16 protein-coding genes and 1 rRNA gene are annotated in these 16,240 nt (G+C 46.8%); 2 read left to right on the top strand and 15 right to left on the bottom strand.

Annotated elements, in window-relative coordinates:
* The 14 genes from A3750_RS09005 to A3750_RS08940 form a co-directional block, all read right to left on the bottom strand.
* Window positions 1–579 (bottom strand): glutathione S-transferase N-terminal domain-containing protein (locus A3750_RS09005; RefSeq protein ID WP_068548179.1); only part of this gene is annotated, 579 nt, incomplete at its 3' end.
* A gap of 156 nt (window positions 580–735) precedes the next feature.
* Complete coding sequence (locus tag A3750_RS09000; RefSeq protein WP_068451870.1) at window positions 736–1,494, bottom strand: cytochrome c1; 759 nt, start codon at window positions 1,492–1,494, stop codon at window positions 736–738.
* Window positions 1,491–2,705, bottom strand: a complete 1,215-nt coding sequence (locus tag A3750_RS08995; protein ID WP_068466002.1) for a cytochrome bc complex cytochrome b subunit — start codon at window positions 2,703–2,705, stop codon at window positions 1,491–1,493. Before A3750_RS08995 ends, A3750_RS09000 begins: the two co-directional genes overlap by 4 nt.
* Entirely contained in the window at window positions 2,705–3,298 is a 594-nt protein-coding gene (gene petA, locus A3750_RS08990; RefSeq protein ID WP_068456556.1) for a ubiquinol-cytochrome c reductase iron-sulfur subunit, read from the bottom strand. The genes A3750_RS08995 and petA overlap by 1 nt, the downstream gene beginning before the upstream one ends.
* A gap of 272 nt (window positions 3,299–3,570) precedes the next feature.
* Window positions 3,571–3,963 (bottom strand): 30S ribosomal protein S9, encoded by a 393-nt coding sequence (rpsI, locus tag A3750_RS08985; protein ID WP_068456560.1) that lies wholly within the window; start codon window positions 3,961–3,963, stop codon window positions 3,571–3,573.
* Between the two features lie 12 nt (window positions 3,964–3,975).
* Window positions 3,976–4,404, bottom strand: a complete 429-nt coding sequence (gene rplM / locus A3750_RS08980) for a 50S ribosomal protein L13 (RefSeq protein ID WP_068456564.1) — start codon at window positions 4,402–4,404, stop codon at window positions 3,976–3,978.
* 190 nt (window positions 4,405–4,594) lie between these two features.
* On the bottom strand, window positions 4,595–5,365 hold the full coding sequence (locus tag A3750_RS08975) for a TatD family hydrolase (protein ID WP_068456568.1): 771 nt from the start codon (window positions 5,363–5,365) through the stop codon (window positions 4,595–4,597).
* 9 nt (window positions 5,366–5,374) lie between these two features.
* On the bottom strand, window positions 5,375–6,961 hold the full coding sequence (prfC, locus tag A3750_RS08970) for a peptide chain release factor 3 (protein ID WP_068466095.1): 1,587 nt from the start codon (window positions 6,959–6,961) through the stop codon (window positions 5,375–5,377).
* Between the two features lie 203 nt (window positions 6,962–7,164).
* The gene (locus tag A3750_RS08965) at window positions 7,165–8,319 is read right to left on the bottom strand and encodes an iron-containing alcohol dehydrogenase (protein ID WP_068466096.1); all 1,155 of its coding nucleotides are present in this window, start codon (window positions 8,317–8,319) and stop codon (window positions 7,165–7,167) included.
* Between the two features lies 1 nt (window position 8,320).
* The gene (locus A3750_RS08960; RefSeq protein ID WP_068453761.1) at window positions 8,321–9,718 is read right to left on the bottom strand and encodes an aldehyde dehydrogenase family protein; all 1,398 of its coding nucleotides are present in this window, start codon (window positions 9,716–9,718) and stop codon (window positions 8,321–8,323) included.
* A gap of 99 nt (window positions 9,719–9,817) precedes the next feature.
* Window positions 9,818–11,179 carry a glutamine synthetase family protein gene (locus A3750_RS08955; RefSeq protein WP_068453763.1) on the bottom strand — a complete coding sequence of 454 codons (1,362 nt, stop codon included), beginning with the start codon at window positions 11,177–11,179 and terminating at the stop codon, window positions 9,818–9,820.
* A gap of 49 nt (window positions 11,180–11,228) precedes the next feature.
* Window positions 11,229–11,720 (bottom strand): ribosomal protein S18-alanine N-acetyltransferase, encoded by a 492-nt coding sequence (gene rimI, locus A3750_RS08950; protein WP_197466216.1) that lies wholly within the window; start codon window positions 11,718–11,720, stop codon window positions 11,229–11,231.
* A complete protein-coding gene (locus A3750_RS08945) occupies window positions 11,713–12,486 on the bottom strand; it encodes a hypothetical protein (protein WP_068453765.1) in 774 nt (257 codons plus the stop codon). Before A3750_RS08945 ends, rimI begins: the two co-directional genes overlap by 8 nt.
* Before the next feature lie 3 nt (window positions 12,487–12,489).
* Entirely contained in the window at window positions 12,490–14,037 is a 1,548-nt protein-coding gene (locus tag A3750_RS08940) for a 2-isopropylmalate synthase (RefSeq protein WP_068453766.1), read from the bottom strand.
* A gap of 411 nt (window positions 14,038–14,448) precedes the next feature.
* On the opposite strand from A3750_RS08940, the gene A3750_RS08935 reads away from it, so the two are divergent.
* Together A3750_RS08935 and A3750_RS08930 are read left to right on the top strand one after the other, a co-directional pair.
* A complete protein-coding gene (locus A3750_RS08935) occupies window positions 14,449–15,444 on the top strand; it encodes a putative solute-binding protein (RefSeq protein ID WP_068548178.1) in 996 nt (331 codons plus the stop codon).
* A gap of 105 nt (window positions 15,445–15,549) precedes the next feature.
* Window positions 15,550–15,954: a hypothetical protein gene (locus tag A3750_RS08930; protein WP_156492468.1), complete on the top strand. Its 405-nt coding sequence runs from the start codon at window positions 15,550–15,552 to the stop codon at window positions 15,952–15,954.
* Window positions 15,955–16,051: 97 nt separating this feature from the next.
* Here A3750_RS08930 and rrf read toward each other — a convergent pair.
* Window positions 16,052–16,166 (bottom strand): 5S ribosomal RNA (rrf, locus tag A3750_RS08925).
* Between the last annotated feature and the right edge of the window lie 74 nt (window positions 16,167–16,240).

The following is a 16,240-nucleotide window of genomic DNA, read 5'->3' as shown; positions in this document are numbered from 1 at the left end:
CCTTGCGAACATACTATCCATGTAACGCAAAATTGGCTTAGCAGCCGCCTCATTCAATTCGATTCCAAGAACAGGTAGACGCCATAGAATCGCCGCCACACAGCAATCTACAATCGTAAACTCATCGCTCATGAAAAACGGCTTTTCAGCGAAAATTGGCGCGGTCGCCAAGAGACTCTCTTTGAATTCTTTGCGCAAACCTTCAGCCTGCCTGCCATTCGGATCCGCAAGAATACCATCAACCAACGAACACCAGTCTTTTGCGATTCGATACATCATTAGACGACTCTGTGCACGAGCAACAGGGTATACAGGAAGCAATGGCGGGTGCGGAAAACGCTCATCCAAATATTCCATCATGATATCCGCTTCGTACAACACAAGATCTCGATCAACCAACGTCGGGAGCTCATTGTATGGATTGTGATCAGCAAGCTCTTCAGGCTTCTCATCTGGATCTACATCGATAATATCAACTGCTACACCTTTTTCGGCGAGAACGATCCGTACTCTGTGACTATAGTGACTATTACCATCTGAAAAAAACGTCATTGACGACCGCTTGGTCACAACTCCCATTGGGCTTCCTCTTGCTGCTGATGGACAAAACATGTCCAAAGATAAAAACTGGCCGAATTATACACGATTACATCAAGCCGGTATAACCCTCAAACTATTCCAAACAAAAAAGGCTGTTGCCCGCAGCCAACAGCCTTTCTTCAAACACAATATTACTTAGTGAATATCGCGCCAGTACTCTTTGTTCAAGTAATAAACAAACACGAACAAGAACGCGAGAAACACCAATACATACAATCCAAGCCTCTCGCTCTGAACACGCGACGGCTCACCGACGTACTCTAGGAAGTTTACAAGATCATATATCGCTTCATCGTACTCTTCCGGCGACATAGAACCTTCAACTGCGTAAGTTTCACACCCACTACTCTTAACGATATTACCTGACAAAGGATCTACCTCAGGCTCAATACCCAACTCAGGTGCGTCAGCACAAACCCCCTGAAGCCCTTCCAAAACGTGAGGCATGCCAACGTCTTTAAAAACAACGTTGTTTACGCCGTAAGGACGTTTTGGATCAGCATAAAAGCCGCGCAGATAACTATACAACCAATCTGCACCTCGTAAACGAGCCACTAACGTCAAATCTGGAGGCGGATTACCAAACCACACCTTTGCTTGATCACTCGCCATAGATATCGTCATTAGCTGACCAATTTTTGCTTCGCCATCCAATAAATTCTCTTCGAAAATTTCATTTGGAATGCCTAAATCATTTGCTGCGCGCTCATAACGCGAATAGCCTAGAGCATGACAACCGAAACAGTAGTTCGTGAACAGCGCTAAGCCTCGCTGCATAGACTCCTGATCACGAATATCCGTTTTAATATGATCGAGAGGGACCGACGCGCCACCGGCTGCAAAGGCTCCGCTCACACTAAATGCGAAAACTAATGCTGTAATTATTCTCATCATTTCATTGTCACCCTTTCTGGAACCGGCTTAGTTTTCTCAATGCTTGTGTACCAAGGCATCAACAGGAAGTAGGCGAAATAGATAACCGTCAAGACCTGCGCTAAAAGCGTTCTTCCGGGCGTAGCGATAACGACACCTAGATAGCCAAGAATACAAAATGCGATTACGAACAAAAGAAGCGCAATCTTACTCAAGTTACCTTTGTAACGCATTGAGCGAACAGGACTTCGATCCAACCAAGGCAACACGAACAGAACCGCGATCGCAGCCCCCATGGCTACCACACCCAAAAATGCATCAGGCACCGCTCTCAGAATCGCGTAGAACGGCGTGAAATACCAAACTGGCGCTATATGATCTGGAGTTTTCAAAGGATTTGCCGGCTCGAAGTTAGGCTTCTCTATGAAGTACCCGCCCATCTCTGGAAAGAAAAACACCACCGCACAGAAAACAAACAAGAACACAACAATACCGACTAAATCATGGACAGTGTAGAACGGGTGGAAAGGGATACCATCTTTCGGAATGCCGTTCTCATCCTTGTTCTTCTTGATATCAATCCCGTCCGGGTTGTTCGAACCCACCTCGTGAAGCGCGAGGATGTGCAAAACAACAAGCGCCAAAATAACGATTGGTAAGGCAACTACGTGCAAAGCAAAGAAACGATTTAGCGTGATACCTGAAATGAGATAATCGCCACGAATCCACAGAGCCAGATCTTCACCAATAAAAGGAATTGCACCAAAGAGGTTAACGATTACCTGAGCACCCCAGTAAGACATTTGCCCCCACGGAAGCAAATAGCCCATGAATGCCTCAGCCATCAAGGCTAAGTAAATCGTCATCCCGAAGATCCAAACCAACTCCCTTGGTTTCTTATATGAGCCGTAAAGCAAGCCACGAAACATATGGAGATATACAACCACAAAGAACGCAGAAGCGCCTGTAGAGTGTAGATATCGCAACAACCAGCCATATTCAACATCACGCATGATGTATTCAACCGATGCGAAGGCACCTTCAGCTGAAGGGTTGTAACTCATGGTTAGCCAAATACCAGTCAACAGCTGATTAGCTAACACTACAAAAGAAAGCACACCAAAAAAATAAAAGAAGTTAAAGTTTTTTGGCGCGTAATACTTGCTCATATGCTTTTCAAAAGCATTTACCACTGGCAGTCGAGCATCAATCCAAGAAATAAGCTTTTGCATTATGCTGCCTCCTCATCGACACCAACCATGATGGTTTCATCATCTAGGTATTTATACGGTGGAACTACGAGATTAGTTGGTGCAGGAACGCCCTGGAATACACGCCCAGCCAAATCGAAACGAGAACCGTGGCACGGACAGAAGAAGCCGCCCAGCCAGTTTTCGTCGAACTCTTGTGGCTCCACCTCAGGAACAAACTGAGGAGAACAACCTAAGTGCGTACATATTCCGACGATCACCGCGAACTCTGGTTTTGTAGACCGGAAAACACCTTTGACATATTCCGGCTGCTGAGGGACCTCAGACATTGGGTCACGAAGCTTATCATTGAGCTTCTCAAGGTTATCCAACATTTCCTGCGTCCGCCGAATAACCCAAACAGGCTTTCCACGCCACTCAACCGTCATTCGTTGACCAGGCTCTAATTTGCCAATAGTCGCTTTAACAGGCGCACCCGCTGCTTTCGCCTTTGCGCTCGGGTTCCATGATGCCACAAAAGGAACAGCCGCCCCAATTGCACCTACACCCCCAACCACAGAGGTCGCACCTATTAAAAATCTGCGGCGGCTCGCATTAACGTCGCCATCACTCATACAGGCTTCCCCCAAAGTAGATAATCTAAAAATCTCAAAAGTTTTGTTATTTGTGGCCGAGAGCAAAAATTGAGCTCTATACCTTTCGTTGAGCAATCACACCGATTCCGACACTCAGAATAGGCGAGTTTCTAAAAGCCACAAATAGTAATTAAATTAACATACGCCATCAACAACTTTCCTTAGTTTATATCAGGCCAAACACACTTGTATCGGCAAAAAAAAACGCCCGACAGGTAGCCTGCCAGACGTTTTCAACAAAACGAAACTGATTAACGCTTTGAGAACTGAGGACGCTTACGCGCCTTGCGAAGACCAACCTTCTTACGTTCTACTGCACGCGCATCACGCGTTACCCAACCTGCTTGTCGAAGCGGGCTGCGCAAAGACTCATCATATTCAATCAACGCACGGGCAATACCATGACGAATTGCGCCTGCTTGGCCAGTCGTACCGCCACCTTTAACAGTCACCTTAACGTCTAGCTTGTCAGCCATCTCAACTAACTCAAGCGGTTGACGAACAACCATTTGCGCTGTCTTACGACCAAAAAATTCATCAAGAGGACGACCATTCACTTCGATCTGACCCGAACCTGACTTCAAGAACACTCGAGCCGCCGAAGTTTTACGACGACCAGTACCATAATTATATGTAGTTGACATAATCGCCTTCCGTTAAATCTCTAAATCTTTTGGCTGCTGAGCTGTGTGCGGATGCTCATTACCCGCATACACTTTCAACTTCTTAAACATCGCTCGGCCTAGAGGACCACGTGGCAGCATACCCTTGACAGCACCCTGGATAACGCGCTCTGGAGCTTTGTCGATCAGCTTGTCAAAAGAGATTGACTTCAAGCTACCGATGTATCCCGTGTGGTGGTAGTACATCTTATCGCTAGCTTTCTTACCAGTAACTGCAACCTTCTCAGCGTTCACGACAACGATGTAATCACCAGTATCAACGTGAGGAGTATATTCAGTCTTATGCTTGCCCCGCAAACGGCGCGCGATTTCGGTCGACAAACGACCTAATGTTTTGCCTGTAGCATCAACTACATACCAGTCGCGTTTTACAGCTTCTGGCTTTGCACTTAACGTTTTCATTTAATCCGCCTTTAAAACTCTTCCGAGTAACTCAACCCGAAACACTTTCGTCTCAGGAATCTATTCATTCTGCCTTTCAATTCGAGACGGGGCTGACTCGTATACAATTGTCGGGCAATTTGAGGGCGCGAAGTATAATATAATTCTTTGATCAAATACTAGCCCCAATTGCCATCGATTTTCGTGATACCTAGGTTTTCCCTAAAAAAAACAGTTTTTCACAGTTTTCCTGAAAGGCTCTTGCAGCCTGATCGACGTCTAAGGACTTAAGCACCGCCAATTCATGCAATACCGTCCGTAAATCGACGGGCGTTCCACATCTAGAGGACGAGGTTGGCAAATACATATCCGGCGAATCCGTTTCTAGCAAAATCGAACCAATTGAGACCTCTTGAAAAGCCTCCCGTGTTTTCGCGCTTCGCAAGACAAGAGAGCCGGCACCGAGATAAAAGCCTAAATCTACAAACTGCTTTGCTTGCTCCTTACTTCCGGAAAAAGCATGAATCACACCTCGAATATCGGGTACAGTTTGCAAAAGATCAAGCACTTTGCTGTGTCGCCCCACGGAGTGAATGATCACAGGCAAAGAAACCTCCTTGGCCAACTCTAACTGCCGAACAAACAGCTCTTCCTGAAATGCATCATCAGGATACCTTCGATCAAGCCCTATCTCACCTAGAGCGACACACTGATGGCGGAGCTGACTTAACTTATCAGCAAGCTTCGGTAAGTCTTCAACACTATGTTGACCGATAAACGCAGGATGCAGACCAAGCCCATAGAAAATCTGAGGATGATCTTGAGCTAGAGATTCAACATGAGACCAATTTTCAGCAGCAACAGCGGGCACAATAAATCGTTTGATACCGTGTTCCGCAGAAACATTCAATACAAAAGGGAGATAGGAGCGCAGGGGTTCCATATCTAAGTGACAGTGTGTATCACAAAGCTCCACGGACATATAAATACGCTAGTGTTCGCGCGTTTTTCGGAATACGACTTCAGGGTGCCGCTCGGCCGCCAGCTGGAGATTAACCATAGTTGGCGCGATATATGTCAAGTTGTCACCGCCGTCAAGCGCGAGGTTGTCATGACACTTTTTCTTAAACTGCTCAAAAGCCACACTGTCTTCACTATCAACCCAGCGCGCCGTTGCAACTGAAATAGGCTCATACATAGCATCTACCTTGTATTCAGCTTTAAGTCGATGAACGACCACATCAAACTGCAACACACCCACTGCACCAACAATCAAATCATTATTCGCCATCGGTCTGAACACCTGAACAGCCCCCTCTTCCGACAACTGGATGAGACCTTTATTGAGCTGCTTCGCCTTCAACGGATCATTCAATCGAATCCGACGAAATAATTCCGGCGCAAAATTAGGGATCCCAGAAAACTTCAGCGCCTCGCCTTCGGTGAACGTATCACCAATCTGAATCGTTCCATGATTATGCAAACCAATTATATCTCCCGCATATGCGGATTCAGCATTCTCTCTATCACCGGCCATGAAAGTTACCGCATCAGAAATACGAACATCCTTACCCATTCTCACATGCTTCATCTTCATGCTTTTCCGATACTCACCCGAACAAATACGCATGAATGCAATTCGATCCCGGTGTTGCGGATCCATATTCGCCTGAATCTTAAAAACGAAGCCACTAAACTTCTCTTCTAACGGCTCGACAACACGCTGATCTGTTTCTCGTGACTGGGGAGCGGGCGCCCACTTTGTCAGCCCGTCTAGCATATGATCCACCCCAAAATTTCCAAGAGCAGTCCCGAAATAAACTGGAGTAAGCTCACCCGCTAGAAACAGCTCCTGATCAAACTCATGTGAAGCACCTTTTACGAGATCGATCTCATCTCGCAACTCCTCGGCATATGCTCCCAGCTTCTCGTCCAACAACGGGTTATTCAAACCCTCAATGATCTCTGAATCTTGGATACGATGCCCCTGCCCAGTCTTGTAAAAATAAGTCTTGTCTTCGTAAAGGTGATAAACGCCCTTAAACTCCTTACCCGAGCCGATTGGCCAAGTGATCGGTGCGCACGCAATCTTAAGAACATCTTCTACTTCATCCATCAACTCAATTGGATCACGAATATCTCGATCCAATTTATTCATGAAAGTGATAATCGGAGTGTCTCGTAAACGCGTCACCTCCATCAGTTTAATCGTCCGCGCCTCAACACCTTTGGCCGAGTCAATCACCATTAAGCAGGAATCAACGGCCGTCAATGTACGGTAAGTATCTTCTGAGAAATCTTCGTGCCCGGGAGTATCCAAAAGATTCACGAGCTTTTCGTTATAAGGAAACTGCATAACAGACGTTGTGACCGAGATACCGCGCTCTTTTTCCATCTCCATCCAATCTGATTTCGCATGCTGGCCACTCTTTTTACCTTTTACCGTCCCAGCTTTTTGAATCGCCTCGCCGAACAAAAGAACTTTCTCGGTTATCGTCGTCTTACCGGCATCTGGGTGAGATATAATCGCGAAGGTTCGACGATTCTTGATTTCTTCTGCAAACTTGGCATCAGCCATGGTAATAATTAATCCTGTAGTGCTTTGGGACACGCCGGCTTGCTTCTTTCTAAAACGACAAGTTCTACGGCTCTTATTAAACGAAGCGGCATTCTAACGAATTGGGAGACGGCAATAAAACAGTTTGCTGCAAGCAAACACAATGAAACGGCTGAAACACAAAAAAGGAGTACCCTTTATCCCTCGCCGTTTCAGCCAGATGGTCAGATTATTTGGTCATAAAGTTCTCGGGTGATCGTTACAGTCAAGGGAATGGGATTGCCTCCCGCACTCGGATCATCCACCGCCATCTGCGCCAAAAGATCTAATTGCGACTTATCCACGCCAAGTTTCGACATTTTTTTAGGCACGCCTAATTTTTCCGAAAATGCGACAACCCACGCATAAAACCCATCAAAACCGCCTTCGATATCGAGATATGCTGCGAGTCTCTCTACACGAGACTCGATGGCAGGCCGATTAAATTGCATAACATATGGCAATGCAATCGCATTCGTCATCCCGTGCGGAGTATCGTAGACCGCTCCAAGCGGATGCGACAAAGCGTGAACGCAGCCCAAACCCTTTTGAAATGCAACAGCCCCCATCGCAGCAGCGCTCATCATATTTGCTCTAGCAACAACGTCCCCGCCATCTTGGTAAGCTTGAAGCAAATTATCTTTGACGAGCTTCATCCCTTCCAAAGCGATGCCTTGAGACATGGGGTGATAGAGTGGCGAGCAGTAAGCCTCAAAACTATGAATAAAAGCGTCCATTCCGGTACCCGCCGTAATCATTGGAGGCAGCCCCAGCGTTAACTCTGGATCGCAGATAACCACAGATGGCAACATTTTCGGATGAAAAATGATTTTTTTTACGTGATCAACCGAGTTCGTCAAAATACCCGCTCGCCCAACTTCAGAGCCAGTCCCTGCGGTAGTAGGAATCGCAATAATGGGCGCGATTCCCTCTGAATCCGCTCTCGCCCACCAATCATCAACATCCTCGAAATCCCAAACAGGCCTAGCCTGGCCTGACATAAAGGCGATAATTTTACCAAGATCTAGGGCCGAGCCCCCACCCAAAGCAACAACCCCGTCATGGCCACCCGATCTGAAGACACCGAGCCCCTTCTCCAAACTTAGCTCATCCGGGTTTGGATAGACCTCACTAAACAACGCTCTTCCCAAGCCCCCGCGCTCAAGAACGCCCAATGCGACTTCGACGATCGAAAGCTCAACAAGACCCGCGTCCGTGACAAACAAAGGTTTGGATATACCGACCGAAGCACAAGCCTCCGAAAGCTCCTGTATGCGTCCAGCACCAAAGCGAATCTCAGTTGGATAGCTCCAATTTGACGTCATAGCCTCGATGCTCATATCAAATAGCCTTTTTAAAATGGTAAGACTTAACTCTCGTTAGATTCTGAAAGCCAATAACGGACAATGTACCGCCACGACCTGTGTCCTTGCACCCTGTCCAACATAGCGCAGGGTCTAGATAGTCAGCACGATTCATAAACACGGTTCCAGCTTCAAGCTGGGCCGCAATATTAGCGGCTCGCTTTGGATCAGATGTCCACAATGACGCCGTCAGTCCAAACTGACAATCATTCATAAGCTTAATAGCTTCTTCATCGTCTTTTACTTTCATGATGCAGACGATTGGGCCAAAGCTTTCGTCACGCATAACCCGCATATCATGATTCACATCAATAAGGACTTGCGGCGCAAGATACGCATTTGAACCATCATCCATAGGAAATAGCTGCGGATCTACCAAAGCTTTTGCACCATCTCTAAGCGCCTCCGATATCTGCGCACGCACCTCGTCAGCAAAGCGCTTATGAGCCATTGGCCCCAAGGTTGTGTCTGAATCCAACGGATTTCCAAGCTTATATCGCGCTACTGACCCGGATACTTTTTCTACAAGACTGTCGTAAAGGCTCTCAGCCACATATATCCGTTCAATACCGCAACAGCACTGACCAGAGTTATACATCGCCCCGTCAACCAAGGAAGCAACTGCAGAATCCAAGTCAGCATCCTCCATGACATAACCGGGGTCTTTACCCCCAAGCTCTAGACCAAGACCTACAAATGTGCCGGAAGCGGCTTGCTCAATTGAGCGCCCCGCCCCAACAGAGCCCGTAAAATTAATAAAATCAAAACAACGCTGTCGAATAAGTTGATCAGTGCTCGCATGATCAAGAAAGAGGTTTTGAAAAAGATCCGCAGGCAAACCCGCCTCGGCAAATATCGATGCTAAACGCTCTCCGACCAATAAAGTTTGAGTCGCGTGCTTTATAATCACCGCATTTCCTGCAATCAAAGCTGGGATAATCGTATTAATCGACGTTAAGTAAGGATAGTTCCACGGTGCTATCACGAAAACGAGACCATGAGGCTCTCTCTCAATACGACGCTCAAAACCGTCACTATGCTCTATAACCAAAGGCTTTAAGGACTCATGCGCGATTTCAGACATGTAATCTGCTCGTTCTTGAACCCCTCCAAACTCTCCTCCGTACCGTACCGGTCGCCCCATCATGCGTGCTAATTCAGGAACAATCTCGCCATTTTTGCTACCCAGTAACTCAACACACTTGAGCACTATGGCGATTCGCTCGTCCAGAGAGGTGTTTCGCCATGCTATTTGGGCATTTCTGGCTCGCGCTACGCACTCTAAAGCATCGTTCTGAGAAACCACCGGCCGCTCAGCGAAAACACTTCCGTCAATCGGACTAACACACTGCAACACCCGTCTTGATTCCGACATACCTGCTCACCTTCTCCTAATTATTCGAAGGACAAAAATCCTCATCCTACATTCACACAGACACTCTGCTTTTTGAAAAGTAACCTTTAGCGCTTTTTCCTAGCATCGCTCAAACCCGCGCGCTACTTCCCAGCTTGTGACAATCTTGTCGAATTCTTCCTGTTCAATTTCGCCTGCGCGAGTATAGTGGGCTACGACATCTTCTCCCAACGCATCTTTAAGCATCTCTGAGCTGCTAAAAGCGTTAATCGCGTCTTTCAAAGTTCGCGGCAAATCAGGCGCATCACTCATCTCATAAATATCGCCACATGCTGCTGGCGGGCACTCTAACTGCTCCTCAATCCCTTTTATCCCAGCAGCAAGCTGACCAGCAATTGCTAGGTAGGGATTAATATCAGCACCACCTACCCGGCATTCAATTCGAACGGCAGAAGTATTCTCACCACACAAGCGAAAAGCTGCGGTTCGGTTATCGTTAGACCAAACCGCTTTGGTTGGCGCAAAGGTTCCCTCAACAAACCGCTTATAGCTATTGATATAGGGCGCCAGAAAAAGCGTGTAATCAGGCGCATATTTAATCAATCCGGCGAGGTAGCACCGCATCAAGTCAGACATTCCAAGAGGATCTTGAGCATCAAAGAATACGGGATTTTCATCATTCCAAAGCGATTGATGCACATGAGCCGCACTGCCAACCATTTTGTGGTCCCACTTCGACATAAAGCTCACTGCGTGACCCTGCTGCCAAGCTATTTCTTTCGTCGCATGCTTAGCAATAGTATGATGATCCGCGCAAAGAAGGGCTTCGTCATATCGGATATTTAGCTCTTCCTGTCCTTTTTCCGCCTCACCCTTACTGTTTTCGACCGGCACACCCGCAGCATATAAATAATTTCTAAGCGGACGCATAACACTCTCTTCTTTCATGGTTTGAAAGATGTGATAGTCCTGATTATATCCACTGATCGGATCTAGCTTTGTAAAGCCACCTTTTCGTATCTCATCAAAGCTTTTATCAAAAATAAAAAACTCCAACTCAGTTGCCGTCTTTGCGGTATAGCCAAGTGATTTTAACCTCTCTATCTGGCGCTTGAGTATTTGCCTAGGGGAGTGGGCAACGTGCTGATGGTGGTGATCCAAGATATCGCACAAAACCATGACAGAACCTTCCAGCCAAGGAACCGTTCGCAAGGTCTGTAGATCAGGTTTCATTACATAATCGCCGTAACCCTGAGACCAACTAGAGGAGGCGTAACCATTTGGCGTTGCCATCTCCATATCTGTAGCAAGAAGGTAATTGCAGCAATGCGTTTCCTGAAACGAAAACTCGATAAAATTGCTCGCGTGGAAACGCTTTCCCATTAAGCGCCCCTGCATATCAACAAGACAAACAAGAACGGTATCGATATCACCGTCTAAAACCTGTTGCTTTAGATGATCGAACGATAGATTACCCAACATGCCAATTGCCTCTTTTTATTATACAAACTAATTGTTTTGAATTTTTTCGCTACGGACAACCATAAACAGACAAATCAAGCGTCATCAAAATAGCATCCTCCCTTCCAGCGTCAGAGGGGTAATATGCTTTGCGAATACCCACTTCATTAAAGCCTTCGGAATGATAAAGATGAATCGCTGTGGAATTGGACGCACGCACTTCGAGAAAAAACATCTGGCAAGATTGCTCCTGCGCGCGAGCGATTAAGTGGCGCAAATAAAAACGCCCCAAGCCTTTCCCCCAATAACGTGGATCAATACATACGTTAAGAAGATGAGCCTCATCCAATACATACGAGACAATTGAGTGACCAAGAATGTGCTCCCCAGAATAGAACACCAAGCCATCATTCTTTGCTTTTAAACAGTCCGAAAAGTTTTGTCGAGTCCAAGGTATGGGGTAAGCAGCATTCTCGACAATAAGAATACGATCTAGGTCAGAAGCCAACATCGGCCGATACTGCAATTTACTTTCAACAGGCCAAGCAACCACGCTAGACACTGCGTCGCTCTTCCAAAAGCTCTTTCCACAGAAACGCTTTCTGCGCCGGATCTCTTAGACAATCCGAGGGAGAAACTGAGGACGAAAACACTAAGCGGGGAGCGCCTTGATCAACTGAAAGCGCCTTGAAGGTGTCAACGCTTATATCAGCACCCAGAAGCAGGACAGAAGAACTTCGCGCTACCGCTTGGTTTCGCAAAAATCTCGCCAGACTTTTCCGCTGCAGATCAGCACCTCGGGACTCAAGAGCCAGAGACTCAAAGGTAGGCCAAACAAACGAACCAGATTCGTCTAACTGAATGTTGCGAGCGAATAAAGCTGAACAAATAGCTGAGGTTAGCCGATTCAAAGAGGAAACTTGTTCTGAGGAACATCTACCACAAACGACTGCGACGGAATCTGAACAAAAAATCATGAGCGACTGCTCAGAGGGTAACTCTACCGATTCGGATAATTTCGAATGAACCGAATCAGAGGATGTGACAGAAGCAGAGGTAACGACCGAAGCATCAAGATTTTCTGGTTCTTCTGAAGATAATTCGACACTTGATCGCGGTATGTCGGGTAACGTAGTTAACGCTGTAACCGTCGCCTTAGCATTTAGCGCTGAGAGATCATCCGGAACCTCTTCTGTGCTAGAAGGCTCCTGCGACTCGCAAAGCCGGAAAGACGGTGAACGCCCTGCGCCGTTTAAAACAAAGCGTGCATACCAAGGCTGCACGCCCATAGCTTTTAGGCGTTCCGACTTCACTGCCAACGATGTCATTGGCTAAACATCGCCCTGCGGGTGCTGCCTATCAGCGCCACTCTCCATGAGATTGAGAGCATGAACATAGGCTTTCGCCGATGCAATAACAATGTCTGTATCGGCCCCTAGTCCATTCACAATTCGACCCCCGCGCTCAACACGAACCGTCACCTCCCCCTGCGAGTCAGTACCACTCGTAATATTGTTAACGGAATATAGTTGCAGGCTAACGCCTGAATCAACAAGACTCTCGATTGCAGAGTACGTAGCATCAACAGGGCCGCTGCCCGAGGCCTCAGCTGTCTTTTCAATCCCGTCCACCAACAAGGTCACCTTCGACACTGGAGCAACACCGGTCTCAGAGGCCACAGACATGCAAACTAGCTCATATTTCTTGGCCTCTTTTCGTGCAACCGAGCTACTCACTAAAGCATGTAAGTCTTCATCAAAAATATCATGTTTTTTATCGGCCAACTCTTTAAATGCCGCGAATGCAGTATTGAGCTCCGATTCCGACTCTAAAGCTATCCCAAGCTCTTCAAGACGAGTCCTAAATGCATTTCTCCCTGAAAGCTTCCCAAGCACGAGACTGTTAGTGTGCCAACCTACATCTTCCGCCTTCATTATCTCATAGGTTTCCCGATGCTTAAGAACACCGTCTTGGTGAATTCCTGACTCATGCGCAAAAGCGTTCGCGCCGACAATGGCTTTGTTAGGTTGGACGGGAAAGCCCGTAATAGTAGAGACCAATTTTGACGCAGGTACAATCTGCGTTGTATCAATACCGGTTTCGACTTCGAACCAATCAGCTCGAGTCTTAACAGCCATTACCACCTCTTCTAAAGACGCGTTACCAGCCCGCTCTCCAAGACCATTAATGGTACATTCAACCTGGCGAGCACCTTGCGCTACAGCAGAGAGTGAATTCGCAACAGCGAGGCCCAAATCGTTGTGGCAGTGCACGGAAAAGATTGCTTTGTCCGAATTGGGAATTCGCTCAATTAATTGGCCAATGGTATGGCCGAACTGTTCTGGAACAGCGTAACCGACGGTATCAGGTATATTAATTGTTGATGCTCCCGCGTCGATTGCCGCCTCGATAATTCGACACAAAAAATCAAGCTCAGAACGTCCTGCATCTTCACACGAAAACTCAACATCGTCAGTATGTGAGCGGGCTCGTTTAACCGCTCGCACAGCTTGCTCTACTACCGCGTCAGGTTCCATCTGCAGCTTGTATTTCATGTGAATTGGAGATGTTGCAATAAAGGTATGGATGCGCGAGGCGTTTGCCCCTTTAAGTGCTTCTGCGGCGCGATCAATATCCTTGTCTAAAGCTCTAGATAGACTGCAAACTCGCGAATCTTTGATGGTGTTCGCAATCGCCTGCACCGATTCAAAATCACCAGGGCTCGCAATTGCAAAACCAGCCTCGATAACATCAACACGCATTTTTTCAAGTGCAGTTGCAATGCGAAGCTTCTCAGTTTTGGTCATTGATGCGCCTGGACTCTGTTCTCCATCGCGCAAAGTTGTATCAAAAATAACTAAACGGTCTTTGCCTGACATAAGTCAAACTCCTACAAATTCATTTACGAAGAATAATTTAAAACTGGTGATAGAAAGATAAATATATTGTCTGCCTTACGGCAGGAGAAGCAGCCCGAAGAGGGAAGATGAAAGCATAGGCGTGCCTATCAACGTAAACGAACTTACCGTGCTGAACTTTTTATTATGAGACTCGGGCATAACCTTAACAAACCAGCCAAACGTTTATTAATCCAAAGTAAGACTATAAACCCGGACACCGCAATTTCCAAGCCATTTAAATCACTTTCCATGCCTTAGTTAGAAATTTTCGATTCAAGTCAAGTCACGCTTTGCTTTGGGTTGAACAAGTCTAACCCCACAGGCATAACTTAGGTGGTTGTTTTTTGACCATCAGTTAGCCAGTACACGCGCCAATAAAAGGATAATAACATGAAGTTACCGATAGCCACCTTAGTAGGTATCTTGTTAGCAGCCCCACTAACGGCAACCGAAATCCAGAAGAAAAAAATATGCACGTGGGATCCCGTAGGGAAGAACGGACCCGTAATGGGCTTCTATTCGGACTTACGCCCAAAAGCAATAGCATGGGGACTTGATATCGAATTCATTGCATATACTGACGAAAAAGTAGCGTCCAACGACTTTAAAGTGGGCGTATGCGATGCAGCACACCTAAGCGTTATTTTGTCACGGCAATACGTACCGTTTGCAGGTACGCTGGATGCTATTGGAGGCTTGGTATCGGACACTGGACTGGCCAAGATTACGGCAACAATGGCCAACCCAAAAGCCGGAGAGATCCTTACCAACGGAGATTACGAAGCTGTCGCGGCGTTTCCGGTAGGATCGATGTATGCATTCGTCAATGATAAAAGCATCCGCTCAGTCTCGGACTTTGCCGGTAAAAAAATTTCCGTACTTAATGGGGACCCTCAAGCGCACAAACTTGCAAATCTCGTCGGGGCAAGCCCGGTCTCTACATCTCTTGCAACCTTCTCGGGCCAGTTTAATAACGGCAACATCGACATTCTGATGATGCCAGCATTAGCATACAATACATTTGAGCTGTATCACGGACTTGGCGAGAAGGGTGGGATCCTCGACTATCGCCTTTACTACGGAATGCTGCAAACAATCACTCGAAAGAAGTCATGGCCTGAAGACTTTGGAGTCAAGATGCGAGAGTACGTGCTAAGCAGGCTTAAAGATATCGACAAATTGGTAGCGGATGCTGAGGCCGAGATACCGGCGAAGTACTGGATCAAAACCGAAGAGCAAACACGTAGTGAGCTCATCAAGCTCAGCAGAGATGTTCGCTTAGCACTGAAGGAAGAAGAGATCATGGATGCCAGAGCACTCAAGCTCCTATGGAAGATTCGATGCTCCGAGAACCCTTCGGCTGGAGAGTGCACGAATCCCGAATAACAAAAAAGGACGACCGGATATTAAGACTTAGTCATAAACGATACATCATCGCATTTGATCTGCTATCACTTTAGGTAATCGAAGCAACGAACAATAAGGATGCGTATGTATTGGTTTATTAGTTTCCTCGCAGCGATGACGTTATGCCTAATCGGAATCATGTTTATTCAGGTCATACGCTTGGGAAGAGAGGAGCTTCGCCAGCGCGATTTGCTAACTTGCGAGTCCCGACGTAACGAAGCTCTCGCTTTGCGAGAGCAAAGGAAAGTCAGGCGTTTACAACGGGTAACTCCAACTGAGTTTATTGGTGAATACATTGATAGTCTCTTAGGCCAACAAAATATCATCGCTGGCACAGCCACTCAGATTGAGCACTGGACCAAGGCAAAAAGACCGATCACGCCGAACACTTATACGTTTGAAAACAAAACGACTTCACAACAGGATCCCGATGACTGGATAGTAGTTGAACAAGTATCAAGTCCTGTCCGGCTAAAGGCTGTCTCGTAACAGCAAGGCGACTGGGCGATAGCACTTGGCTATGAGAACAGCACGCTCCAGACATAAAAAAACCCCAGCAGGATGTCTGCTGGGGTTTCTGATTAAAGCCTGACGATGACCTACTCTCACATGGGACCTCCCACACTACCATCGGCGATGAACCGTTTCACTTCTGAGTTCGGGATGGGATCAGGTGGTTCCAGTTCTCTATGGTCGTCAGGCAAAACTCTGGTTGAAGACCATCACTGATCACCAACACTTAATTCTGCTGTTGTCTTTAACATTGGAAGCGATA

It is taken from the genome of Oleiphilus sp. HI0079, assembly GCF_001635105.1.
The sequence above is the reverse complement of the archived record's forward strand: the minus strand, read 5'-3'. Positions and strand labels throughout refer to the sequence as shown.